Consider the following 23,489-nt stretch of genomic DNA (forward strand, 5'->3'; position numbering starts at 1 on the left):
ATAAAACACCCATTTTCTGCCAATACCTAATAAATACTTTGCCCTATATTATTAACTCGGCCGTTGTCTCATCTCAAATGCAGACCTAAGTATGGTTTGCTCGATACTCACCGTGTTTGACCTCGAGGAAGAGCGTAAAGACTCCAAACACGACGAGGCCGACGCTCACCATCATGACTGTACTTTTGCTCGTCGGACTCATCATCGTCCCACCAATTATGAGGGTGAGCAGGACCCCGAACGCGATTACCGTTTTCGTGTTATCGAATTCCATCGATAGTTTGTTACTGAAACTCAATCAGATGTTGTTTCCGACGTCTCTGCTGTCGATACCGTTGCGCGGGTCTTCCTTCGAACGAAGCCTACCCAGACAAGTGCACCAACGAGACACAGGATACCAGCGATCGCAATCGATTGACCGCGGATTGTCGTCCCGGTCTGGTTCTGTGTGATCAGCAAGATACCGATGCCGAAGAGGACGAATCCTTGAACACCTGCTGCTTTCGCTGGTTCAGTAATATACTCCGCCTCTGTGAGAATGCCAGCAACAGATCCGACGAACAACAACAGTCCCGCAACAGAGACAGGACGAAGGCCGAGAACGACACCGACCTCCGAGAGAGCAAATCCAATAGCGACAAAGAGTGGCCATGGACTCGCTCCCGTGAAGGTTGAATCCGTGTCTTCGGAATCGCTCATTATCTCGAGTTGAGCTTCACGATATAATAAATCGGCTGTTATTGATACCCCTATAGTTAATAGAAAATGGCTGTAATTCAGCCGTTAGTTAATATTGGTGCGGTATAACCTCACAGTCTGAAGCTGGTAATACTGCTTAGTCCCGATTCTCCGCGCTATCCCATCTTACGGTCAAATGGTTTTATAGAGACGCTCTGCCTACTCTTTTTTATGTGCATCTACTGCGACGCCTACGAAGAAGAGCGAGAAACGGAGAGTCAGTCTCCAGTCGAAGACAACCACTCTGAACAAAAGACTACTTCCACGCTGTCAAAGGGAGCGTTTGGACAACTTCGTTCTTCGCTAGCAGATCTGTTGTAACCGACCATTCTGGCCATTGATGACGCCACGTAGGTCGATACGCGAGCGGAGAAGTTCGAACGTCGAACCAGAACGGTTTCAACGCTGACTGGCCTACGGCCGAATAACAGCTTTCGAGAGTATGTCATACGAAGGCACTACGGTTCCACGGCGTGACTCACCTGCAGGGGAGTGTGATTACTGTGGGCATCCGTTCCCGACGACCGACCGCCTCGTCCTCCACAAAGGCTTAGAACATCCCCAAGAGCTGGATGACGACGAGGAGGACGCATTCCTCTCTGCCCGAGCAGACGAAGAAGACGAGTTGCGTACACTCCGTCTGAAAGCGCTTGGAGCCCTCGTGCTCCTGTACTTCGGTCTTCTATTCATGTATGCTATCTTTGCCTGACTCAGATACGAACACCGGGGCAAGCGAAGAGGTACACATAGAGTCAGGTCCAGGGTCGAGGCTTCGTCATTGGGTCGTCTCGAACACGAAGCTCAGACTCTTCGTACAGTTTGTACTCTGGGTCTCGATACTGACGCTGTTTACCGAAACAGTCGCTGCCGGTAACGGGATGACGCTCTCGAAGCAGCCTCGGGATACCCTTGCCGTTCCCCGATGGCTGTATCTTGCCACTGGCGGCGCCACGATCGGCGCCTCTGCCCTACTTGCGAGCTTCGTTACTGATCGAGCCTTTATCCGCTATCTCCACAACTGGTCACTCCCCGGTCCGACGGTCGACGACTGGTGGACACCGATTCGATGGATCGGACGTAGTTTTGGGATTGTCGTCCTTGGACTGGCAGTGTATCTCGGACTGACCGGACCGCAGCTCCCGACAGCAAGCTTCACCATTCTCGTCACATTTGTCGTCGTTCGAGCGGGCTTGCCGATGCTTACGTATCTTGGAGGGAACGTTTGGCCAGCACTGAACCCCTGGCGAGGGATCGTCTCGCTTCTCCCAGCTGGACACAGAACGTATCCAAGAGAATTAGCCCGATGGCCAGCTGTCGGTGGCCTATTACTCCTTGTGTGGATTGAGGTGATTTTCCCTGTCAGCACGATTCCGTCAATTCTTTCGCTTGCGATCCTCGGCTACAGTGCCGTCACAATCGCAGGCGCAGTACTCTTCGGTCCTGACGCGTGGTTCGAGAACGCAGATCCGTTATCCGTCCTGTTCCGATTTTTCGGGGCTGTCGCCCCTGTAAAACGGCGGGACGGGAAGCTCACTGTAAAACTGCCCGGTAGCGACCTGACTGACTCAGACTTAATCACGGACACCTCCGATGTTGCGTTCGTCATTGCGCTGATTTGGGAGCTCACGTACAGCGGCTTCATCACGACGCAGACGGGCGCAGCAACTACCGAGGCACTCGTCAGCCTCTCCAATATTGGAGTGGGAGCCGTACAGATTCGTGCGATCCTCATCTACACACTCCTTTTCGTCAGTGGCTACGTCGTTTTCTTCGCCGCGTATTGGTATGCGGGCGTACTCTCTCGGCGACGGACCGGGACATACATCACAGCGAAACGTATCGCCTTTCGGTTTGCACCCTCGCTATTGGCCATCGCAGCGGGATATCACCTCGCCCACTACACCGGACTGGCTGTATCCCTCAGTCCGGCTCTAGGCATGGCAATTCTCTCTCCACTGTCGCCCCCAGCGAATCCCCTGACATTGTCTCCACCTGGGTGGTTCGAGGGTTTGAGTATCGCCTACGTGCTCATCGGGCATCTCCTCGCTATCTGGGCAGCGCACGCGACCGCCTACGAACTCTTCTCGAGTCGTCTCGTCGCAATCCGGAGCCAGTACCCGTTCATCGGTGTGATGATCGGGTACACCGTTATTAGCCTCTGGATTCTCTCACTTCCAGGAGCGACGCCCCCATATCTACCCTGATTCTGGTGGTTTCGAGAGAACAACGGATCGCACACTAAGGTCAGAACTCAACCAGAAAGATCACTCGGCAGTGAACTCAATCGGGTCCATGTCGAGAAACGCGGTTTCGTAGCCGTCGTGGCGCGCCAGTTGGGGTGGTGTCTCTACAGTGATTCTGACCGTATCGCCAGTCTTGAGTTCATCAATACCCATCCCATAGAAACTCCCGAGGTCAGGATCAAGGGACGCTTGGAGTGTCCCTTGTGTGATTGTATCCCCTCCACGGTCGAGTGTTGCTGAAAGAGCCATCCTCGGGAGCATCACGCGATTGTAGGGTGTGCGTGGAGAAACGATTAGGAAGGGTCCTTCAGTATCACTAAACCGATGGTCACCGTCAACGAGAGCAACCAGCATCGTTGCGTCACCGGATTGCCCTTCGTGGAGTAGTCGACCGGGAAGCTCGGATTTTGTCGGCACGACCGGTTCAGGAATCATTTCCATATCCATTAGATCGACTGTCCCACGGGTGCCTGCTTTGTCCCCTAACCGGCGAATCTCCAAATTGTACGTCTCATCCGTATCGAACGTGAACTGCATCGTGGCAGACTGTCCCTCTGTAAATCGCCCGTTGAATGGACTCGTACGAGCTGTCTGCAACGGGCCAACCTGGAGCGTCACATCGTACTGTCCTTCCCCCGGGAGAGCGATATTGTCGCCGTAGTGGAACCCCATATTCGGCGAGATCATCGGCCAGAGGTTGGTCGAGGACACTCGACCGTCGCTGTTACTGATTTCGACAGAGACGTCGACCGGGAGGATCGTCTCCGTCTCGGTGTCCCAGACACTCGCCATCAGATGCACCGAATCATCCGACTGAACGACGACTTTCGTCTTTCGTGAGCCAGTGAGGTTCCAGAAACGGTGCGGGAAGGAGTGCATCAGTGCAAATCCGAGACTGCCTGCCGTCGTCGTTCCGTACATTCCCATCCCTTCGATGATTGCCGGATAGTAGACCGCGTCAGGTCGATCCTCCACGATCGGTGGATCACGCCATGCAGACTGCGTCTCGAATCCGAGCCGCCCCAGGCAACCAGACAGTACCAGGCCCCCCGAGAGAGCAGTCCCCTGTTTGAGAAACGTTCTCCGATTCATGTTCTCCTCTGAGATACTATGTTTGGTAGATTCATTGAGTCGACCTCGCTGTCGTCAACCGGGGGTTTCTGTAACTGCCAGCCTCGGCCATTCTGTGACTGTCTACGCTAAGCGAACGACGAATCCGGTGAGTACCAGGAGTGAGACAACGCCAAGTAACGTCGCCAGTAGGAGGTGCTTCTCTTCCATAGATTTGGCTTCGGTTGGAATTCTAAAGACACCTTTGGAACTACAACGTCACCTGCACATCTGGCATATCAACGAAGGCTGTCTCGTATCCTTCATGGCGAGCTGTTTGTGGGGGCGAATCGACCGTGATCGTCAGCTCATCTCCCGTCTGTACATCTGCGACCGTCGCTCCGTAGTGATAGCGGAGCTCTGGATCGATGGTTGCCTGTAGAATTCCGTCGAACACTGACATCCCGTCACGGTGCAGTGTTCCCGAAAGCGACATCATCGGCAGCATCGTTCGATTGTAGGGTGTGCGCGGAGAAACAGCGAGATACCTCTGCTCCTCGTCCCCACCGAAACGTGACGCGTCTTCGAGGATCGTAACCACGAACTTCGCGTCCCCACTCGTCCCCGAGCCACGAACGTCCCCCGGGAGCGCGTCCGGTGTCGGCACTTGCGAACTCGGTAACATCTCCATGTCCATCAGGTCGACAGCACCCTTCGTGCCTTCTCTGTCGTCGGGAATGTCCGTATACGAGATCTCGTTGAGCGTCGATTCGCTGAATTCGAACTCGAACGTGAACGAGGCGTTCCCCTGATTCTCGGCCAGCGACCCCGTCCGTCGCGTCGACGGCCCGCCGATGCTGACCTCGACAGTGTATGTGCCGTCGCCCTGGAGCTGTGCGTTATCGCCGAAGTGAAACCCCATCGGCTGGGAGAGCATCGGCCACGGTGCGAACTGGTCGACCTGCTCGCCGTCCTGTGTAATCGTGAGCTGTGGATTGATATCGGGTGGGATGATCCCCGTCTGTGTCTCCCAAACGACCGGCATCAGGTGAATCGAATCTTCGGATTGAATCTCGACCTTCGTGATCCCATTCGGCTTCATCAGCCAGAACCGGTGCGCATACGAGTACGTGAGCGCACAACTGTACCCGCCCTGTTCCTTCATTCCGGGCATTTTCATGCCCTCGTAGTGGGTCGGATAGTAGACTGCGTCCGGGCGGTTCTCGGGGAGCGGTGGTGCCCGCGCTGACCGCGTCTCAAACAGGCCGGTACACCCCGCGAGCCCCACGAGTGACGTGCCCCCGACCGCCCGAAGCACGTCACGACGATTCATGCGTCACCTCCTGTGCGTTCTCGACCGGTCGCGCAGGCGGCAGCGAACGCAACGACCGTGGGGGGACGAGGAAATTACCGCGACGCTCCGTTCGGATGTACTGCAGGATGCCGTTGTTGTTTCGCTGACCGACGGCCGACTGCTCGGTGACGTCAGTGCCATTCATCGCTTCTCTCGTGTCGACGAAGTCGGTGATCCGTCGCTGGAGCGCAAGGAAGTGGAGGCTGGCGGTTTCACCGTCGGTAGAATCGAAGTCGCGCCGAAGGATGAGAGGCGAGTCATCGTCATCGCGAGCGCGGGCGGATTTCTGGGAGTGACCGACGACGCCCATCTCGCGGGCCGTCTCATCCGTTGGCTGACAGTCGTCGATTTTGCTGCTGGTTCCGAGATTGTCTCCAGCGCCCTCGATTACGTCGTTCTCGGCGTGGTACGGACAGAACATCTTCGCCTCACGCTGCCAGCGATCGTCCTGATTGTACCACTGATTGAGATTGAGCTGGAGCTTGGAGATGTGCTGGGTCGTTCCACCGGCGAACGGCCCCGACTGGATTGTCACGCGATCTTCACTGGCCTGGTTCTTTTTGAATCCCGATTTGAATCCCATAAACAGCGGCGCGTCCTCTGGGACCTTATCTGCCGGAACACCCTCTGCATCGTCAGCATTCTCCGCCGGCAACCCGTCCCCAATAAAGCCCGTCCGCCGGTCGGCGATTGAGAAAACATCGGTCAGTGTAGCGTCAGGCTGATCGACACCGTTGAGGGTTGATTTGTTCCCTTTGAGGGCTTCTTCGGCACCGAGCACCACCTGTGCCGTGTTACTCGCGAGATGGACGACTGCATCGGGCGTATCGAACTCGGGATCCTCAAACGGCGCAAGTGCTTCTGGATCAGGGAGGTCAACGTCTTCGGGAAGCGATTCGTCGAATCGGTCGAAGTATGCCGGAGAATAACTCACCGTGAGCAATAACCCGCCCCCGCTTCGCTCGTAGGCGTGTTCGATCCCACGGAGAGCTGTTTCAACTTGGTCACGGTCGTCTTCGTTCGGGGGCCCGTCTCGTCGGTAATTTAGATAGAGGAGCACACGATGGCTCGGAGCGACGACGTTCCCGTGGTCGTCCCGTGGGAGGGCCTCATTCCAAGCGTGCTGACGTTGTGGATACGACGAGAGATCATCCGGCCCTGTTGGGACGTCAACATCTTCACGGCCTAAACAGGCACTGAATGCCGCTGCGCCTCCGATAGCGACGGCCGACTTGAGGAATTCTCTGCGAGGGATACCTCTCTCATCAGTCATTGACGACAGTTAGGAAGCCAACGGAAAAGGCGGTTCTGGTAGAGTTCTTGAATCCCCGCTCAAGGTCGGTAGTAGACTATCTGGTGATGAGCTTCTTCACCAAGTTCCACCCGATAAATCGGGGGGCCCGCTTGCGGTATTGCTCGTATTCCTGGCCATACTGCTCTCGCAGCCACGGTTCTTCGGCAAACGGGAACAGTGCGTACACGAGGATGGTCAAGATGCCGTGTACAGCCAGTTTCCGGGAGTTCACTGCAATGATCGCGCCGACGATGAACGTAATGAATCCCACGCTCTGAGGGTTGCGCGTGTACTGGTAGATACCGTTCGTCCGAAGTTCCCCTTCTCTTCCACTGCTTTCCATCCACCCAAGTTCGAAGAGTGCTGAGAGGGCAAATCCCATCCCGAGTGCGGCGATACCGCTACCCGTGAGTTTGCTCCAACGTTCGGTGAAAATGAAGGAGTCCCGATCGAGCGCGCCCAGCACGGGAAACCCAGCGAACACGACGGAGAGCGCTGACCAATTGAACCACCACCGCCAAGAGCTGTCACCGATGGGCCACACTCGACGGTCAGGATGAACCGCACTGATGGCGTACCCGAGAATCAGCGTGACATCCGCGACGACCGCCGTCAGGAGCGCACGATCTGAGAACGAGGACATACGTGTATGTCGTGATAGTGAAGGACAAAAAAGTGAGACAATCTTGGGTTCGCATCTGGGTACTGCTCCCTCTGAAGAGGTTTGGAACCACCAACCACTCTCTACAATTCTAACATCCGGAGTAACTCGAATCGACGTTCTCAGGTAACTGCGTTTCAAATTCAGCCCACATGGCGGGATTTGTCCCACTCCATAGCGGGTTTACCGGTTCGCAGTCCCTTCCGTTGCTCGTGGTGATCACCGCCGCGGCTGCGGGTACAGCGGTACTTCTGGGACTTGCGATCGGCGCGTTCGTTCAACGCCAATCCCGTCCATATCTGTTAATCGTCGCTGCATTGGCTGCCCTTCTTGGACGCTCTGCGGTTGCGGGGATCTCCATCGTAGGCCTGTTTTCACAAGCCGAGCATCACCTCCTCGAACACGGGCTTGATGTCATTCTTGTAGCGCTCGTTATTGCTGCAGTCTATCACTCCCGAACCATTTCGAACGAGACCAACTTCGATACATGACACACCAACGTGACCGAATTCACGAGTATATTGCCACCCACCCTGGAGAACACTTCAACGCGCTCACGCGGAGACTCGACCTCGCACCAGGACAGGTACAGTACCATCTCAGGAAACTCCAGAATCAAGAGAGAGTGGTCAACCTACCTCTCTATGGCCGGACCCACTATTACACACCGGAATATGATGCGTGGGAGCGGGGAGCAATCGCTGTCCTTCGCCGGGAAACAGCACGCGACATCTTATTCTGTGTTCTCGAACAGGGAACATCCAGCCCGAACGCTGTCACAGAGTCCCTCGGGATTGCTCGGGGAACCCTTGAGTGGCACTTGGATCATTTGACGGAACAGAATCTCATCGAGAAACACCGAGATGTCAATAATCACGTGACGCTGGTCGCAGCCGAGCGGACTGAGACCGCTCGCCTCCTCGAAGAGATCTCCCCCTCGCTGTCCGATCGGATGATCGACCGGTTCACCCGCCTCGTCGATAACCTATTGGCGGATGGATCGTAACGAGCCCTCGGATGTATTTCGTTGAAACGAGAACTTGATTGTTCGATTACTGCACCCACTTGGATAGAACGCTATGCAGTCCCTGAGTCCACGGTTCCCAGATACTGGGTTTCCCACTCACGACGTGCCTCTATTTCACGCTGACCGCGCTGTGTAACTGTGTATACGTTCGTCCGCCTGTCGAGTTCACCCTTCTCGAGCAGTCCTTTGTCGACGAGGTCGTCGAGATTCGGATAGAGGCGCCCGTGGTTGATCTCCTGTTCGTAGTAGTCGTCGAGTTCGTCTTTGATTGCGAGCCCGTGTGGTTCCTTGAGCCCGGCCGTTACATACAAGATGTCCCGCTGGAACCCAGTTAGATCGTGCATCCGTCTGTTCTCTATTTTGAGGGGTGGCATATGTTCTCTCTGGTACCCCGAGGCGATTTTGGCTTGACTGGGTCGGGATATCGCGTGAAAACTTCGAACCTTTATATAGTGGACAGGTGAATTCCGCGATGGAATGTCTGACCTAATCGTCAAAGCAGCCGTGAAGGACGCACTCTCGGACAACAACGTCTCGGCAGATTTCTACGACACGCTCAACGAGGAGGTCGCCGAACTGCTCGACGACGCCGCAGAGCGTGCCGAGTCCAACGACCGGAAGACGGTCCAGCCCCGCGACCTGTAGGCCTGCGTAACGCAGCCAAGCCCGTCACTCGAACGTAGCTTTTTGAGGTTCCTGTACAGAAGTTAGGAAACGAAGATGGCGGACGCACCGGATACTGAACGGCAGGCGGTCGAGCCTGAGGCAGGAGACGTCCTCAGCGTGTCACAGCTGAACGACCGAATCGCCTCGGTCGTCGAGGATGCGCCTGCCCTCGACGGTGTCCGCTGTATTGGCGAAGTCACGGATCTCCATCAGAACAGTACAGCGCTCTACTTCACGCTTACCGATGGCGACGCCGAGCTCCCCTGTATGATCTGGGCAAACCGCTATCGGAAGATGGACGCCGAGCTCGAGGACGGGACTGAGGTCATCCTGGAAGGCGATATCGACTACTGGACTGAAGGCGGGAAAATCGACCTCAAGCCGTGGGAAGTGATCGTCGTCGGCGACGGCGACCAAGCGGCCGCGGTCGAGCGACTGCGCAGCGAGCTCGAAGAGCGTGGCTGGTTCGACGACGAGCAGAAACAGCGCCCGCCAGCGTTTCCGGAACGGGTCGGTGTTGTGACCTCACTCCGAGGGGATGCTCGGTACGACATCCAGAGCGCGATCCACGAGCAAGACCCTACAGTCGACATCCTGGTGAAGGATGCGACCGTCCAAGGGTCAGAGGCACCGACGTCTATCGCGAACGGGATTCACCATCTGGACCGCTCCGAGGACGTCGATTCAATTATCGTCGGCCGCGGCGGTGGGAGCGATTCGAACCTTCAGGCGTTCAACACCGAGCGGGTCGCGGAAGCGATCTTCACCGCGAACACCCCGATCGTCACGGCAATTGGCCATACTGACGACCGGCTAATCGCGGATCGGGTAGCGGATATGGCCGCGATCACACCGACAGCGGCCGGCGAGTACATCGCGAAGTCTCGGAATGACTTCCTGGCTAGCGACATTGGCCCGCTTGAGCAACAGCTTGAGGCCGCGTACGAGACCTTTGAACAGGAGCACGAACACGAACAGGAACTGGCCGAGGCAGTCGAAGAGGCGACCGCGCCTGAGGGCCTGTCGCCAGTTTACTACAAGGTTGCAATTGTCGTGCTCCTAGTGCTGTTGCTGCTCATTACTGCACTCTGGCTGGGGGTGATCTAATCGATGGCAAAAGACACGGACATCAGGAGTCGGATGAACCGAATCGAAGAGATTATCGACCAACTCGACGCGGATGAGGTGTCACTTGATGAAGGGAGTGAGCTGTACGAGGAAGGGCAGGAGTTACTAACTGAAATCCGCGAGCGACTCCACGAAGGCCAGGGCGAGGTCATCGAGATCAAATGAGGAACGGCAGCGGTATCGACTGTCTCTCCGCGTTAACCAACAGCCTGCCGTTGTTCACGAGCTTGTTGGTTAAGGTCGCTAGCCACGGTTACCCTTCAGGCTTATCTGCGATGTCCTCCCATTTCGAACCGTTCGACGGTAGTTCCAATGTTCCATGAGACGGTTCTGATATTCGGCGTCTACCTACTCGCGTGTGGTGTAGCGTGGATCCTCCATGAGTCCGCACACTACGCCGTCCACAGGCTCTATGCGGAATCAGTCTCGTTCGGTGTCAATCGACGTGGCCCATACGTTGACGCCGTTTACGCCCCGTCTGCTCCGACGGTCGCTATCCGACTCGGTTCGATCGCGCCGACTCTCCTCTATACCCCTATTGTCGTACTCGGAATTGGAGCCTATCTCTCGTCGAATCCGGTTCCACAGTTGGATCCAGTCGGGTGGTCGCTTGTCGCCGTTCCTCTCGTGATTTTGACTTTTCCGACTGGTGCTGATATCCAAGCGTGTCTCAACGCCTCAGAATAGCGTTTCTTAACGTGTATTCGGTCGGCGTCAGACAAACACTTCATTAGTTACATAGTCAGATTTTAAGAAAGTCATTGGCCGTCAGTATTTAGTAGATAAGACGCAAGTATGTGCAAATGTATCATGGCACAAGCCAGTCCCCGCAGTACCCCCCGTGAAACTGATACGGACGAGCGGTCCTCCGTGTCAGTTGAAGCGTGGTTGGAGGCGGTCAGTAGAGAACTGGATCCCGCCGAGTGTGAGGACCTCTCCGAACTCGGCATCTACTCGATCCACGAACACAGCAGCGCCCGCACGATCACCCTTCCTGAGGATGCGGACGAGTTCGAGGACGCGACGACGGTAAAGCAGTACTATTTCGAGGGCGAGGATTGCCCGCTTCTCATCGTTGCTCCGCTGCAGGTCTAAGTCGCCCTGTGGGTCGCAGATCAGCAGTCGGTGTCATCTTCTTTGTGGTCGGAATAGAACTGGATGAGGTACTGGAATCGGCCTGTATCACTCGTGAATGAGTCGAGTTCTTCCTGTAACCACTCGTATTTGTCCTGCGGGATTCGCATATTGATTCGGGCCACATCGTCGCTAACATCCGAGTCGGAGTTGCTGGCGCTGGTTGCTGTGTCCGCGTCTGACATTAGTTCGACCCAGGCTATGCGGTCGCATATATCCCAGTAGAATGAGAACTTCTCTAGAGAACTTGGAGAACTTTGAAGATCTACAAATTCATTCAAATTTTCTGACCTCTTTTGGTCGTGCTATCCTTTCCCACAAACGATGTGTGCTAAGGTCCCCTCCGGCGAGACGCCGGCCAGTACTGAGGAATCGACGTCCGTCATTCGGATCATCCACAGGTCCATCGGCCCGATTCTGCTGGCGCTCCTCCCGCTGATCCTGTTCGTGGGGACGGCGGCCGCACAGTCGGATCCGGGGAGCGCATTCTGCGACTCGAACATGGCCGACACCATCCAGAACATCTTCACCATCATCCAGTTCGGTGGGCCGCTCATCGGCGGCGTCCTCGCGCTCGGCGCGACGGTGGCGATCCCGTTCACCCGTCGCTCGGACTGGAAGAAGGAGATGAAATCTGTCCGGAATCAGGGCCTGCTCTGGGGCGTGATCGTCGCCCCCCTCGGGACGGAGATCGTCCAGTTCATCCTGAACAACATCGTGGTCGGTGGCACGAGTTGTGGATTCTAACCACGCACCAGGATTCGCACTCGTCATGTCCGCCGTCCTCGTCGCATCGACAGCCGCCGTTCCAGTGGGCGCCCATCCCCCGAATAGTACTGACCACGGCGTTCCGGAGGAGACCTTTCACAAACTGTGGTCGGGGGATCAAGACGGTGCGACCGACGGTGCGAATCTGAGTAACGGGTCGGCGGTCGAGCAGCTTGGCGAGGGGACCGATGTCCCGTTCGATTCGCCCCCGCGTGCAGTTGAGCGATGGAACCGTGGCGACCACTCGGAGTTCCCGGCGACCAACAGCTCCGTGTCGATCCATCCACCAGATGCGGACCTCACCAGCGACCAGTTCATCAAGGAAGCCTATACTGAGGTGTTCGCCGTTCAGCCGTCCACCCGAGCGCGCCTCTCGTCGTCTAGACAGCCGCTTTACGTCGCTCCAGACGGGACGCTCCGCGGGACCGTCGATTACCGGGTGGCGGTGCCGCCTGACGACACCTCCGGCGATCGACGTGTCTACTGGAGTCTGGAGAGCCATCAGGTTGAGGAGACGAGACTCCTCGTCGACGGCGACGAGGAGACGACGGCTGGTGGTTCCCACACGCCGGCACTGTCGTACTCCTTGGATGGATACGCCGGCGAGGACCACCAGCTCACGCTCCAGGCGAATATCTCGGTCCGACTTCGGAAGGAGGTCGAAGTTTGTACCGCTCACAACGACGAAGGCGATTGTACCAACTGGGAGAGTTCCGTTTCATACCCGACCGAGACCGTCACGGTAACCGATTCCATCGAGGTCACGAAGTATGACCTCGCGGTATCAGGGTTCATCGCGGAGTATCCGAACGGTGATCTCGGCCTCGTCGTTTACAAGAACCAGCCGTGGCTCGGCTACCAGTTGCCCAACGGTGATGTCCGAGGTGTCTGGCGGTTCTACTCAGCCCGAGACAAGGACTGGGATACGCTGGTCTACAGCTCGGACGACGGACAGCGGACCGCCCACTCACCGCTCCATCCACTCCAGGTGAACGCGTACCCCATCGAGACGGGGCCGACGCCGTCGCCCCGCCGGAACGTGACGATACTGGATGTGTACGGGACGTCGACGTCGCCGCCGACGCTCCCGTCGAACGTTCACCTGGATGTTCTCACGGAGTCGTACACGGCCAGCTACGGCATCGCGACGCGGGCCACGACCGACGAACAGCCCGAGACTGTCCGTGCGTGGGGGCTCGTCAGAGGGGTTGAGGCAGAACGGCCCGCCGATGAGTTCGCTCGAATCCAGATCGACGAGAGCAACCTCTCTCTGGAGGTGGTGAACCAGACCGAAGATACGGTCACCGTCCGGGTGACCCTCCAGAACGCGAACACCGGCGCACCAATCAATACCGACGAACGGGACGGCTACGTCGTCGTCAACGGGCAGCGGGTGAACACGACCGGGAACGGAACCGTCACGACGACGATTGAACGTTCCCCTGGCGGTGTGTCGGCCCGATACGAACCCGGCCACTGGTGGCTCAATCCTCCCGGCTATACCGGCGACTCGGATACTGTCCTGCTGCAAGGCTCAGTGCTCCAGTTGGTGTCGACGCTGTTCCGGATCGGCGTTCCCGTCTCGCTGTTCCTCCTTGCAGTGTTCTTCATCGATCGGATTACAGGGTGGCGTATCTGGCCCCCGTGGAGGTCACTATAATGATCAGAGAACATTCAGAATCCCATGACCGGAATTCGGAACGGTGGATTAGTCGACGCCGTCTTTTGGCTTCGTCTGGAACAGCCCTGCTTGCAGGAGTAGCAGGGTGTTCCGGAACCGATGGTCCCGGCAACCAGACTGAATCCCCAACAGGTTCGTCCTCTACGTCGCCGTCTACAGATTCGGTATTTGAGGAAATCAGCTTCGCGGGACCCAACCTTGTGGTGACGCTGGCTGATGATCACGATGTCGACCAACTCAATCTGATTGGTCCAGATGGTACTACGTTCGAACAGTCAACCGTTGCACAGGGAGCTACAAGAGTCGAAATACAGATTGTCTTCAAGACTGGTGGGACGTACTCTGCCGGCGAGTACGAGTTAGTCGCCGTTTCGGGCGAGACATCTGAGTCGATGTCCCTGGAGCTTCGGCCCGATATCCAGATCGTCGATGTCGAACCGGAGTTCGATGAAGATGATGGCTACAGTAGCGGTCGGCTCTTTGTGACGGTCGAGAACGTCGGTACTGGTCCCTCTTGGGTGTATAATATTGGCTTCCGGAATGCGCCGTATCGGAACGCACCTGAGGTAATCGAAGGAGACGGCGTTGCTGATACCACGTTCGAGCGTCCGGAGGCGAGCGAAGAATTCCTCAGCCCCGGTACTGAACGGGAATTCCTGAAACAACGGGGTGTTCTCGTCATCGATGACAACGACGATGTCTCATGTGAGAGTGATACTGCAGAATTAACCGTTGTTGTTCAGACCCCACACGGAGATATTGAGCAACCGATTCGGGCGGAACTGTCCGGTGGATACCACATCGACGATCAAGGCGCAATCCAACACCCGTGTAAAGACGTCCAGATTGAACTACTGGACGGGGGTGGAGACAATGCGTAGTCCCGTCCGATTCCTAGTTCGCTCTATCTTCGTCTTTTTCGGGCTACTGACTACGGGCACTGCTCCGGTTTTAGCTCAAAGTGACGGAGGCAGCGATGGAGGTGCTCTTGGAGACATTATCATCAGCGCTATCCAAGAACTCCTTGAGATACTCTTCAGCCCTATAGAGACCGTCATAGAGAATCACGGTGATGCAGTCTTGCGGACAGTGGTGGGTACTCCCCATCCAGATTCGGTGTTCAATCAGCCGACGAACGCAGCGTGGCCCGGAATTTATGACTACTACTGGGAGATGATTATCCCGCTTTCGCTATCGCTGTACGGCCTCTCGATTGGAATCGTCATTTTCCTTGAATCGACGAGCCACTTGTTCAACGGATACCATCGCTCGAAGCTCAAGAAACGCGCCTTCGCTGGACTGCTCGGTATCTTGTCGTGGTGGTGGATCTCAGCGCTATCGTTGCGGTTTATGGATGCATTGGCTGGGTTCCTCGTCCCCTCGGTGTCAGAAATCTCGCTATTCCAGACGCTGTCGTTCACTGGGATGGGCGTGCTCGGCACGGTCGTCGCTCTCTCAACGAATTTGCTCCTATTCGTGTTGATCGGCCTGATTTACCTAGCGAGACAACTGGCACTCTACCTATTTGTGTTCCTGATGCCACTACTCATTGTATTCTGGATCCCTGGCGTCGGGCCGTTCGCCCTAGTCTCGAAATTCATGAAGAAGTTGGCCGGGTTCTACGTCCCTTTCCTGTTTATGACGGTTCCAGTTGCTCTCCTGTTCCGTCTCGGGGACATCTTGGGGACGAGCTTCGGCCCCTCAGCCGGTGAGTTCGGGGCTTGGTTGACGGCACTCGTTATCCCGCTTCTCGCCGTTGCCTCTCCGTTTGTTTTGTTCTGGCAGGCCGGGGCGTTGTTCTTCATCGCCGACAGGGCGGCCAGGCATATGTCTGCTGAGAAGGCCCGTAGTCGGTTGTCTAGAGGGCGTGAACAAGTCCAATCGGCCAAACAGGGTGGGAGAAACTTCGTTCGAGGAGTGCGCGATGAGCCCGCAGTCAAGAGCGGTGGCCAATACGTCTTGAACTCTGGTGATTCGAGAGCCCACTCTACCGGCCAACGACTCAATACGACTGGCTCTCGCCTCCGTGAAGCGATCACCGACGGCAGCGGTGGAGGGGGAGGAAACAGCGGAGGCGGAAACCTCGGCGGCGGAAATGATGATTCTACGGCCGGCTCCACCACCAGCGAGGATAGTAGTGGGAACGACGGAGGCGAGGAATTCGATCGAGACGATGCGTTCCGGGACCCCCAGACTCGGAACCGGAATCCAGATTCAGCAGATGACCCGCCACGCTATATCCACTAACAACCCATGAGCTCCGCAACTGACCCCGCGAAACGAATTCCGAAGTCACTCGGTACCGACACCCAGTTCCTCGGGAAGTACTCGCTGACGGACCTCGCCGTCGCCGGTCTTCCCGGTGTACTGGTAGTCCTGGTGACGCAGGTCGTTATCCCACCGTCACTCACCGTTCGTGGCATTCCGGTGTCCGCCCTCACGATCCCCCTCGCAGCGATTGCGATCGCCTTCGGTGGGCTGTTCGTCTACCTCACGCCCGGCTACACCAACAGTCTCGACTGGCTCGGTCTGTTCGTGAACTTCCACCGCAGCGAGACGGAGATCGCCCACGAGGAGGCGAAGGAGTACACTCACGTCGAGCGCGTCTACCCGCGACAAGACGCCATCGAGCGGACGGACCGGGCTCTTGTCGGAGCCGTTCAGGTGTCGCCACCGACGATGGCGCTCGCGACCGACGAGGAGTGGGCCCAGAAGGCGGAGGCCTTCCAGGACTTCGTCAATACGACCGTCGAGTTCCCGATCCAGATTTACTCGACGACGCAGGCGTTCCCCGCCGACGAGTACGTCGGGCGGTACGAAGACCGGTTGAGCGACCCGGACGTCAAATCGAACGAGAAACTCCAGGCGCTCATCGAACACTACGTCGACTGGTACGACCGGGAGCTGGCGCAGCGTCAGATGACCATTCGCGACCACTACGTCCTGATTCCGGTACGACCTGAGGAGGTCCGATACGAACGGGCCAGCCTCCTCGAAAAGCTCGCTAGGATCCCCGTACTGGGCATCCTCATCCAGATTGTCACGGCGCCGCCGGAGGAGGAAGAGCGAGCCGCGATGCTCGAGGAACTGGACGAGCGGCGCCGGCGGGTCGAGCGCGGCCTCCGCGGCATCGAGGGGTGTGACACGCGCCCCGTTGATGCGGCCGAACTCACCCGCCTCATCGCGGAATACTGGACCGGCACGGAAATCGAGTACGGCGACCCCGAACAGGTGCTTCGAACGTCCCCCGTCATCAACAAGTCATGATTGGAAACCTGCTGCCCTTCACCGGCTCGGATAGTTCAGAAACTGACGACGAGGCGACCGCAGACGAGGCCCCCGACGAAGAGGGGGAAGATGCTGAATCACAGTTTACCGTGGACTACGAGGCCGACGGTGAGGCAGTCGACGGCATCCCCGAGATCCATCAGACCGTCGTCTCGCCGTCGAGTATCGAGCGAACGCCCAGCGCCCTCCGGACTGACACCCAGTGGGCGCAGAGTCTGTGGGTCGGTGAGTATCCCGATGCTCCGATGGATGGCTTCCTCGAAAAACTGTACGCGGCCGCCGAGACCCAACAGACAGATGTCAGCATCCACATCGATCCTCGTGATACGCGAGAGACGTTGGATTCGCTGGAGAACAAGATCGAGGACCTCGAAGCCGACTACGAGTACCTGACCGAGAAGCATCGTGCGAGCGCCCGGGGCGTCGAGAAAGACCTCGAGGACCACCAGGAGATGTACGACGTCCTTCGGAACACGACGATGCAGGCGTTCGACGTCTCGATGTATCTCACGGTCAGGGGCAACGATCGCGAGAACATCGACGCCGAGTCGGTGTCGACGACAGCCCGACAAGCGCCTGCGAATCTGACGCCGGTGACGCCCCGGTGGTCACAGCTGAAGACGTTCACCTCAGCGAGCCCGATCGCCCTGGATCAGTTCAACGAGACGCTCGACAGCAAGACGCCGATGCTCGGCGGGGCAGTCGGCGCGATGTTCCCCTTCGTTTCCGGTGCGTTTGCGGAACCCGGTATCGAATACGGGACGTACGCGCTGAATTCGAGTCCACTCATCCTCGACCGATTCAAACGGCAAACCGGCTACTGTATGATGGTTATCGGCCGGCTCGGCGCAGGCAAATCCTTCGCGACGAAGCTCCGGCTCGTGCGGCGGGCGATGTTCGACGAGGATACGGTCGTCATTATGCTCGACCCGATGCGGGGGTTCGCCGGCGTCAACGAGGCGCTCGATGGCGAGCGGATCACGGTCGGTGGCCGGCGGGGGCTGAACCCGCTGGAAATCAAACCGACGCCCGACCACGTCCTGCAGGAGGTCGACGACATCGACCCGTGGGGCGAGCAGATCAACTGGGTGATGACCTTCTTCGCGACGTTCTTCGAGCACGTCGCAGACCATCCACTCGGCGAGCGCAACCAGACGCTCCGGCGGGCCGTCCAAGAAGCCTACGAGAAGCGCGGGATCACCCGCGATCCAGAGACGCACACCCGGGACTCGCCCACCATCCACGACGTCATCACGGTCCTCGAAGAGATGGTCGAAGACCCCGAGGAGTACGGCTACGTCACGGATGGGGAGCAGGAAGCCGTCCAGTCCGATGCTCAGTCGCTACTCAAGGACCTCCGACCGTCATTCCGCGAGGGCGGTGAACTCGAGAATCTGGCTCGCCCCTCCGAGTTCGACCTCGATTCGAAGGTCATCTACCTCGATCTCCACCAGGAGGAGGGGACCCGTGGCCGGGCGGAGACCAGCCTGATGATGCAGGTGCTGTTCAACAGCGTCTACGAGCGGGTCAAACAGACCGACAAGCGCGTCGTCTTCTGTATCGACGAGGCGCACTACCTGATGAACGACGCCGTCTCGTTGGACTTCCTGGAGACAGCCGTCCGGCACAGCCGCCACTTCGATCTGAGCCTCGAATTCATCACGCAAACGGGGGGTGAATTCGCGCTGACGCCGGAGGCACGCACCATCGCGAACCTCTGTTCGTTGACCGTCCTCCACCGCGTCAATGAGGAGAAAGAGAAGATCGCCAAGTGGTTCGACCTCAGCGAGCGGCAGGTGAACTGGGTTACCTCCGCGAAGGCCGGGGAAGACGAGGACGGCTACTCTGAGGCGCTCGTCGGTATCGACCAGGAGGGATGGTTCCCACTCCGAATTCGGGCAAGTGACTACGAGGCTCACGTTATCGACGGCGGCGCTGCGGACGTGGCCGAGCTTGAACCCGAGCCGACGACGAGCGTGACGAATCCAGATAGCCGACCCGCCGGAACGCGTGCCGACGGCGGTGAACCAACTAGCACTACCACTCAGGAGGATGACTGAACAGACCCCGTCAGAAATCCCGTCAGTGGCTAACGGCGACGAGTACATCCGGATCACTCCCTCCCGGAGCGATCTCGCGCCGGAGACCGTAGTCCGTCAACTGGCCGGCCTCCACGGCCTTGACGCTGGCAACGACGGACTTCTCGCAAGTATCGGTCCCTTCGGCGATCCGCCACCGGTGTTCGAGTTCCTCGCAGTGAGTGAGGGGGCAGACGAGCCGGTCGAGTTCTATTACGGGGCCGACCGCCGGTTAGATGCCTTCGAAGAACGCCTCCGGACGCTGTATCCTCCGACCGTCACGTTCGAGCGGGTCACCCTTGACTTGGAAACGAAGCTACTCCCATCGACAGCAGACCCGTCTCAGGACCACAGTGCCGGAGGTGACGATAGCCACGGAATGAACCCCAGGACAGCTGAGGAATTCTCCGGAGACCCGAATTCGGATTCAGAGCCCGTGACTCTCTTCGATTCGACGGGGCAGGAACCGGTCGGTGATGGCGGAAGTGTGCTGTCGGAGAGCACTATGTCGCAGGACGAGGACGAAGTCTTGTTCGAGGCCGATTCGAGTGACGAGTCCACAGCGGCTGGTCCGTCCGACTCCGAACTCGATGCCGATCACCAGCCGGCTCATACGCAACCGACCGTCGATGAGACGACCCCACTCGGAATCAGTTGGCACGGGCAGGCTACCCGGCGGGAAGACTGGATGACGACACTACCCCAATTCACGAATACGGAAGACGACGATGACGATCACGCTCGGGCCCCGCTCGCGTCACTCATCGATCAGCTGACCCGGGCCGAACACCCGATCGCGTTCCAGGTACTCTTTCAGCGGAAATCGGACTGGACGCACGAGGCACGAGAGCGCCAGCGGAAGCTCCGTGAAGGCGAAGACCGGGTCGTCGACTGGTTCTTCGGAGAACTCCTCGGAAACACAGAGAACGAACCACAGAGTCCGTCGAACACCGGGCGACAGCGTCGGTATCTCGACATCGGTGGGCGAGAGCGGGTCGAGGCTATCGACGAGAAGGAGCCACAGCACACGTTCACGGTGAATATGCGGGCACTTTCGCTCGTGACCTCCGACCGACAACGAGAGCGGGTTGACCATCGTCTCGATGATATCGGGTCGGTATTCGATCACCTGAACGGACCGCACTATCGGCTCCGACCGAAGCGCATCCGCCGTGGGCTTCGAAAGGGGCGGCGAGCCAAGAAGCACGCCGACCGGGTACTCAACGCTACGTTGGCTACCAAGAGCGACTGGCGGAAGACCCGCCCCGATCTCGTCCTCGGGCCGGCTGAGTTGGCGAACTTCGTGGTCGTTCCGCCGGCAACTGACCTCACGACCGAGGGCGGGCGGGGGTCCGACGCCGAACCCGAGAGCCGGACGCCCCTGCCACTCCCGGCGCAGGACCACATGGATGCGTTCACGGACGCCGGGATGGCGATCGGCCGCGGTCTTGGGGAAGACGGTACGCCCACGTCGGAGCCGATGCGGATTCCCCCGCATCTACTTCCGTTCCACGTCGGCCGGTTCGCGAAGAGCGGCGCCGGCAAATCGGTCGCGCTTGAAAACGACGCCCTCTCGCTGTACGACCAGACGAACGGGCCAGTGTTCATCATCGACTCCAAGGGCGGGAATTTCCCCGAGAACTATATGCGGGCTCACGCGAAGCGCTTCGGCACCGACGACCTCGAGGAGAACGTCCTCCACTTCTCGGTGCCCGACATCCTGCCTGGCTTCGCGTTCTTCGACATCACGCCGGCATTGGAGGACGGCGTCCGACGCGTCGACGCGATTCAGGACAAGGCCGACCACTACGAGGAGCTCATCAAGCTCGTGATGGGGCCGGAGCGGTACGAGGACGCCATCGCCTCGCCGACGCTCATCAAGTACCTCATCAAGGCGATGTACGACGAGGAGTACGGCCTCGAAAACGGACACTTCCGGCAGGATACAAACTACTTCACCCACGACCAGTTTGAGCAGGCGGTGACCCAGTTCCACGCCGCCGGGCCACCAGATTCGACACCCGAAGATGCACCGCGAGCCAGCGACCCGCAGGTCGCCGAGAAACTGGAGCGACACCTGCGCTCGAACCCGGCGACGTTCTCGAACGTCGTGAGCGGCATCAGCAACCGGATGGACTACATCACGCAGGACGCCCATCTCCGGCGGATCTTCAACAATACCGAGTCACAGTTCGACTTCCGCGACCTCCTCGACGAGGACAAAGTAGTCATCTTCGACCTCGGCGATCTCCGCGACGAGGCCGCCCGTGTGATGACCGGCGTCATTCTGACGCAGCTCTACGATGCTGTCAAGCGTCGCGACGGCGACGAGCTGGCCCGCAAGCCAGACGACTACGTGGCGAACCTGCTCATCGACGAAGCGTCGTCGGTCGTCGTCTCTGATACGCTGACGACGCTGCTCGAAAAGGGGCGGGAGTTCCGGCTATCCATCGAACTCGTGACGCAGTTCCCTGAGCAGATGAAGGAGGCCGGCAACCGCGAGGTCTACCTGAACGTCCTGAACAACATCGGCAGTCCGCTCGTCGGGAAGATCGCCGTCGACGCCGACATCGCCGAGGCACTCTCACACGAGGCAATGGATCCCGTCGAGTTCAAGAATCGGATCAGTTCCCTCCCGCGTGGCGAGTGGATCGCACAGCTCCCGAGCCCAGAGTTCGGCGAAACCGGCCCCGACCCGTTCAGTATCGAACCCCTTCCGATTCCACCCGGTCATCCCGATAGCGAGCAGCCACTGACCGGGACGCAAGAAGAGCGATTCCAAGACGCCTTGGACGCCGTCCACGAGCATACCCGCGAGGAGTACGGGGTCGCCGGCGGGACGACCGTGGAGAGCCGTGACGCTGCGACTGACGTCGCTCTGGAGAACGCGGATGACCTACCGTTGGAAGTCGCGATGGCCCGTGCGATTCGCGCCGTCCAGCTGTCGAACGACGTACGTGAGACGAACGGCTGGGTCTCCGTCGAGGACGTCGATGAGGAACTGCTCTCGCGCATCGAGGAAGACACCATCGAGGCGCAGGGCTACGAGACACTACCAGAAGTGAGGGAGGCGTCCTCGCTCATCGAGGTCGATCTCCCGGACGGTGGTTCGTCGGTGCAGTGTCGGCTCACAGACGAGGGTGAGCAAGCAGCCGCGCCCGACACGTCGACATCACCGACCGGCGGGGGCGAGCACCACGATGCAGTCCTTGAAACGGTCGAGCAATCCCTCGCAACTGCGGGGTTCTCCGTGGAGGTCCTCGATCAGAACGGGGAGTCCCGCCCCGATGCCATCGCGACGCATCCGGATCTCGACCGGGAGCTCCAGGTGGAGGTCGAAACCACCACCCACGTCCGGCCGGCGAAGGTCCTCACGAACCTCCGGAAGGCCCAGGAACAGGAGCGAATCCCGCTGTTCGTCGTCGCAGACCACGACGATCAGCCGGCTGACGAGATTGCCGACCGGCTTGCGAAAATCCTCAGCGAGCCGCGAAATCAGCTCTCCTCCGGGGAAACACGGCTGTATACGATGAACCACAACGTCACATTCAACGGTGGTGCGCGAGCCGCGGATGGAGTGACGGCCGTCCGACCGGCCACTGGTGGTAGTCGCCACACCCGCTGGTTCGAGCGGGACGGTGCGTTCGTCCTCGAGGATAGTGCCGGAGACCAGCACGCCCGGATCGACTCCTTCGACGCTGTGTCGAAAGATCAGTTCCCGGCGACGTACAGCTACGACGCCGAGAGCGAGTCATACACCGTCTTTAGGCCGGGAGAACTTCCCGAGTCCTACGAGTCACGTGAGGCGTTCGAAGCGGATTGGGTACCTGTCAAGCGCCCGTTCGTGCCCAGTACCGACCTACCCGTTCCGGAGTACACGGATGATTCGTATGCGATAGGTGTCATCGAGGATGAGCAGAATCTCGAGCTCTACACTCGAGACTCTGACGCGACCAAAGACCTTGCTGGGCTCATTGAGGCGATCGAAAACAATGAACTCCATCTGGCAGGTGTGGAGCCAGACGAACCTGCCGATAAGCAATCTATGAAGCAGGAAGACCACGAGAACGATCCGTTCGGCATCCAAGCATTCGTCCGCGATAGCATCGTTAAATCCGGCGACGGGGTCGTCGCGGTCGCTGAGGTCTACGATGCGTACGAGCAATATGCGACGGCCGAGGAGTACGAGGTGAAGCCAAAAAACCGGTTCACACGTACGCTTCGCGACCACGTTGCGTTCGAGCGTGACAAGAAGTGGTTGGACGGTCAGACGCGACGCTGTTACGTCGGAATCGAGCTGGACGACGCCGGCGACCAGGAGGAACCGAATGATGCCAGTGCGTAGTCGTTTCGCTCCCGCTCAGGAGGTGCAGGAGCAC

23 protein-coding genes are annotated in these 23,489 nt (G+C 58.5%); 15 read left to right on the forward strand and 8 right to left on the reverse strand.

The window, feature by feature from the left end; translation table 11 throughout:
• Positions 1-85: 85 nt before the first annotated feature.
• Together DMP03_RS11740 and DMP03_RS11745 are read right to left on the reverse strand one after the other, a co-directional pair.
• The gene (locus DMP03_RS11740; protein ID WP_004594557.1) at positions 86-274 is read right to left on the reverse strand and encodes a DUF7333 family protein; all 189 of its coding nucleotides are present in this window, start codon (positions 272-274) and stop codon (positions 86-88) included.
• Between the two features lie 20 nt (positions 275-294).
• Complete coding sequence (locus DMP03_RS11745) at positions 295-699, reverse strand: DUF7541 family protein (protein WP_004594556.1); 405 nt, start codon at positions 697-699, stop codon at positions 295-297.
• Between the two features lie 481 nt (positions 700-1,180).
• Here DMP03_RS11745 and DMP03_RS11750 point away from each other — a divergent pair, with 481 nt between their 5' ends.
• Together DMP03_RS11750 and DMP03_RS11755 are read left to right on the forward strand one after the other, a co-directional pair.
• Positions 1,181-1,447, forward strand: coding sequence for a hypothetical protein (locus DMP03_RS11750; protein ID WP_004594555.1), 267 nt, complete (start codon positions 1,181-1,183; stop codon positions 1,445-1,447).
• A complete protein-coding gene (locus tag DMP03_RS11755) occupies positions 1,431-2,942 on the forward strand; it encodes a hypothetical protein (RefSeq protein ID WP_004594554.1) in 1,512 nt (503 codons plus the stop codon). Before DMP03_RS11750 ends, DMP03_RS11755 begins: the two co-directional genes overlap by 17 nt.
• 60 nt (positions 2,943-3,002) lie before the next feature.
• On the opposite strand, the gene DMP03_RS11760 is transcribed toward DMP03_RS11755, so the two are convergent.
• The 4 genes from DMP03_RS11760 to DMP03_RS11775 form a co-directional block, all read right to left on the reverse strand.
• Positions 3,003-4,073: an iron transporter gene (locus DMP03_RS11760; protein WP_011222433.1), complete on the reverse strand. Its 1,071-nt coding sequence runs from the start codon at positions 4,071-4,073 to the stop codon at positions 3,003-3,005.
• Positions 4,074-4,302: 229 nt separating this feature from the next.
• Positions 4,303-5,364 carry an iron transporter gene (locus DMP03_RS11765; protein ID WP_004594552.1) on the reverse strand — a complete coding sequence of 354 codons (1,062 nt, stop codon included), beginning with the start codon at positions 5,362-5,364 and terminating at the stop codon, positions 4,303-4,305.
• Entirely contained in the window at positions 5,351-6,658 is a 1,308-nt protein-coding gene (locus DMP03_RS11770; protein WP_011222434.1) for a twin-arginine translocation signal domain-containing protein, read from the reverse strand. The genes DMP03_RS11765 and DMP03_RS11770 overlap by 14 nt, the downstream gene beginning before the upstream one ends.
• A gap of 76 nt (positions 6,659-6,734) precedes the next feature.
• Positions 6,735-7,322 carry a methyltransferase family protein gene (locus DMP03_RS11775; RefSeq protein WP_004594550.1) on the reverse strand — a complete coding sequence of 196 codons (588 nt, stop codon included), beginning with the start codon at positions 7,320-7,322 and terminating at the stop codon, positions 6,735-6,737.
• Positions 7,323-7,552: 230 nt separating this feature from the next.
• On the opposite strand from DMP03_RS11775, the gene DMP03_RS11780 reads away from it, so the two are divergent.
• The gene (locus DMP03_RS11780) at positions 7,553-7,831 is read left to right on the forward strand and encodes a DUF7471 family protein (protein WP_225935279.1); all 279 of its coding nucleotides are present in this window, start codon (positions 7,553-7,555) and stop codon (positions 7,829-7,831) included.
• Positions 7,828-8,346, forward strand: coding sequence for a winged helix-turn-helix transcriptional regulator (locus DMP03_RS11785; protein WP_004594548.1), 519 nt, complete (start codon positions 7,828-7,830; stop codon positions 8,344-8,346). The genes DMP03_RS11780 and DMP03_RS11785 overlap by 4 nt, the downstream gene beginning before the upstream one ends.
• 71 nt (positions 8,347-8,417) lie before the next feature.
• On the opposite strand, the gene DMP03_RS11790 is transcribed toward DMP03_RS11785, so the two are convergent.
• On the reverse strand, positions 8,418-8,711 hold the full coding sequence (locus DMP03_RS11790) for a PadR family transcriptional regulator (RefSeq protein ID WP_004594547.1): 294 nt from the start codon (positions 8,709-8,711) through the stop codon (positions 8,418-8,420).
• A gap of 133 nt (positions 8,712-8,844) precedes the next feature.
• Between DMP03_RS11790 and DMP03_RS11795 the strand changes: the two genes are divergently transcribed.
• From DMP03_RS11795 to DMP03_RS11815, 4 genes are all read left to right on the forward strand, one after another.
• Positions 8,845-9,012, forward strand: coding sequence for a DNA-binding protein (locus tag DMP03_RS11795; RefSeq protein WP_004594546.1), 168 nt, complete (start codon positions 8,845-8,847; stop codon positions 9,010-9,012).
• A gap of 75 nt (positions 9,013-9,087) precedes the next feature.
• On the forward strand, positions 9,088-10,140 hold the full coding sequence (gene xseA / locus DMP03_RS11800) for an exodeoxyribonuclease VII large subunit (protein ID WP_004594545.1): 1,053 nt from the start codon (positions 9,088-9,090) through the stop codon (positions 10,138-10,140).
• A gap of 3 nt (positions 10,141-10,143) precedes the next feature.
• Positions 10,144-10,326, forward strand: a complete 183-nt coding sequence (gene xseB / locus DMP03_RS11805) for an exodeoxyribonuclease VII small subunit (protein WP_011222436.1) — start codon at positions 10,144-10,146, stop codon at positions 10,324-10,326.
• A gap of 705 nt (positions 10,327-11,031) precedes the next feature.
• On the forward strand, positions 11,032-11,256 hold the full coding sequence (locus DMP03_RS11815; RefSeq protein ID WP_199242302.1) for a hypothetical protein: 225 nt from the start codon (positions 11,032-11,034) through the stop codon (positions 11,254-11,256).
• A 20-nt stretch (positions 11,257-11,276) separates the two neighbouring features.
• On the opposite strand, the gene DMP03_RS11820 is transcribed toward DMP03_RS11815, so the two are convergent.
• Positions 11,277-11,480 (reverse strand): hypothetical protein, encoded by a 204-nt coding sequence (locus DMP03_RS11820; protein WP_004594541.1) that lies wholly within the window; start codon positions 11,478-11,480, stop codon positions 11,277-11,279.
• Between the two features lie 139 nt (positions 11,481-11,619).
• Here DMP03_RS11820 and DMP03_RS11825 point away from each other — a divergent pair, with 139 nt between their 5' ends.
• The 7 genes from DMP03_RS11825 to DMP03_RS11855 all read left to right on the forward strand — a co-directional run bounded on the left by DMP03_RS11825 (position 11,620) and on the right by DMP03_RS11855 (position 23,455).
• Complete coding sequence (locus DMP03_RS11825) at positions 11,620-12,042, forward strand: hypothetical protein (RefSeq protein ID WP_004594540.1); 423 nt, start codon at positions 11,620-11,622, stop codon at positions 12,040-12,042.
• 25 nt (positions 12,043-12,067) lie between these two features.
• The gene (locus DMP03_RS11830) at positions 12,068-13,723 is read left to right on the forward strand and encodes a hypothetical protein (protein ID WP_011222438.1); all 1,656 of its coding nucleotides are present in this window, start codon (positions 12,068-12,070) and stop codon (positions 13,721-13,723) included.
• Between the two features lie 224 nt (positions 13,724-13,947).
• Positions 13,948-14,625, forward strand: a complete 678-nt coding sequence (locus tag DMP03_RS11835) for a hypothetical protein (RefSeq protein ID WP_232508509.1) — start codon at positions 13,948-13,950, stop codon at positions 14,623-14,625.
• Positions 14,618-15,991, forward strand: coding sequence for a hypothetical protein (locus DMP03_RS11840; RefSeq protein ID WP_004594537.1), 1,374 nt, complete (start codon positions 14,618-14,620; stop codon positions 15,989-15,991). Before DMP03_RS11835 ends, DMP03_RS11840 begins: the two co-directional genes overlap by 8 nt.
• 6 nt (positions 15,992-15,997) lie before the next feature.
• Positions 15,998-17,011, forward strand: a complete 1,014-nt coding sequence (locus DMP03_RS11845; protein WP_004594536.1) for a hypothetical protein — start codon at positions 15,998-16,000, stop codon at positions 17,009-17,011.
• Positions 17,008-19,092, forward strand: coding sequence for a VirB4 family type IV secretion system protein (locus DMP03_RS11850; RefSeq protein WP_004594535.1), 2,085 nt, complete (start codon positions 17,008-17,010; stop codon positions 19,090-19,092). The genes DMP03_RS11845 and DMP03_RS11850 overlap by 4 nt, the downstream gene beginning before the upstream one ends.
• On the forward strand, positions 19,085-23,455 hold the full coding sequence (locus DMP03_RS11855) for a type IV secretory system conjugative DNA transfer family protein (RefSeq protein WP_004594534.1): 4,371 nt from the start codon (positions 19,085-19,087) through the stop codon (positions 23,453-23,455). Before DMP03_RS11850 ends, DMP03_RS11855 begins: the two co-directional genes overlap by 8 nt.
• The last annotated feature ends 34 nt before the right edge of the window (positions 23,456-23,489 follow it).

The organism is Halosegnis rubeus (assembly GCF_009184545.1).
Lineage (GTDB): Archaea > Halobacteriota > Halobacteria > Halobacteriales > Haloarculaceae > Halosegnis > Halosegnis rubeus.

Bases quoted from the DNA above. Each gene is read 5' to 3' on its own strand.
- DMP03_RS11850 (WP_004594535.1), top strand. From the start codon at position 17,008: ATGATTGGAAACCTGCTGCCCTTCACCGGCTCGGATAGTTCAGAAACT.
- DMP03_RS11845 (WP_004594536.1), top strand. From the start codon at position 15,998: ATGAGCTCCGCAACTGACCCCGCGAAACGAATTCCGAAGTCACTCGGT.
- DMP03_RS11745 (WP_004594556.1), bottom strand. From the start codon at position 699: ATGAGCGATTCCGAAGACACGGATTCAACCTTCACGGGAGCGAGTCCA.
- DMP03_RS11775 (WP_004594550.1), bottom strand. From the start codon at position 7,322: ATGTCCTCGTTCTCAGATCGTGCGCTCCTGACGGCGGTCGTCGCGGAT.
- DMP03_RS11785 (WP_004594548.1), top strand. From the start codon at position 7,828: ATGACACACCAACGTGACCGAATTCACGAGTATATTGCCACCCACCCT.
- DMP03_RS11760 (WP_011222433.1), bottom strand. From the start codon at position 4,073: ATGAATCGGAGAACGTTTCTCAAACAGGGGACTGCTCTCTCGGGGGGC.
- DMP03_RS11765 (WP_004594552.1), bottom strand. From the start codon at position 5,364: ATGAATCGTCGTGACGTGCTTCGGGCGGTCGGGGGCACGTCACTCGTG.
- DMP03_RS11770 (WP_011222434.1), bottom strand. From the start codon at position 6,658: ATGACTGATGAGAGAGGTATCCCTCGCAGAGAATTCCTCAAGTCGGCC.
- DMP03_RS11820 (WP_004594541.1), bottom strand. From the start codon at position 11,480: ATGTCAGACGCGGACACAGCAACCAGCGCCAGCAACTCCGACTCGGAT.
- DMP03_RS11830 (WP_011222438.1), top strand. From the start codon at position 12,068: ATGTCCGCCGTCCTCGTCGCATCGACAGCCGCCGTTCCAGTGGGCGCC.
- DMP03_RS11790 (WP_004594547.1), bottom strand. From the start codon at position 8,711: ATGCACGATCTAACTGGGTTCCAGCGGGACATCTTGTATGTAACGGCC.
- DMP03_RS11740 (WP_004594557.1), bottom strand. From the start codon at position 274: ATGGAATTCGATAACACGAAAACGGTAATCGCGTTCGGGGTCCTGCTC.
- DMP03_RS11855 (WP_004594534.1), top strand. From the start codon at position 19,085: ATGACTGAACAGACCCCGTCAGAAATCCCGTCAGTGGCTAACGGCGAC.
- xseB (WP_011222436.1), top strand. From the start codon at position 10,144: ATGGCAAAAGACACGGACATCAGGAGTCGGATGAACCGAATCGAAGAG.
- DMP03_RS11795 (WP_004594546.1), top strand. From the start codon at position 8,845: ATGTCTGACCTAATCGTCAAAGCAGCCGTGAAGGACGCACTCTCGGAC.
- xseA (WP_004594545.1), top strand. From the start codon at position 9,088: ATGGCGGACGCACCGGATACTGAACGGCAGGCGGTCGAGCCTGAGGCA.
- DMP03_RS11755 (WP_004594554.1), top strand. From the start codon at position 1,431: ATGCTATCTTTGCCTGACTCAGATACGAACACCGGGGCAAGCGAAGAG.
- DMP03_RS11840 (WP_004594537.1), top strand. From the start codon at position 14,618: ATGCGTAGTCCCGTCCGATTCCTAGTTCGCTCTATCTTCGTCTTTTTC.
- DMP03_RS11825 (WP_004594540.1), top strand. From the start codon at position 11,620: ATGTGTGCTAAGGTCCCCTCCGGCGAGACGCCGGCCAGTACTGAGGAA.
- DMP03_RS11750 (WP_004594555.1), top strand. From the start codon at position 1,181: ATGTCATACGAAGGCACTACGGTTCCACGGCGTGACTCACCTGCAGGG.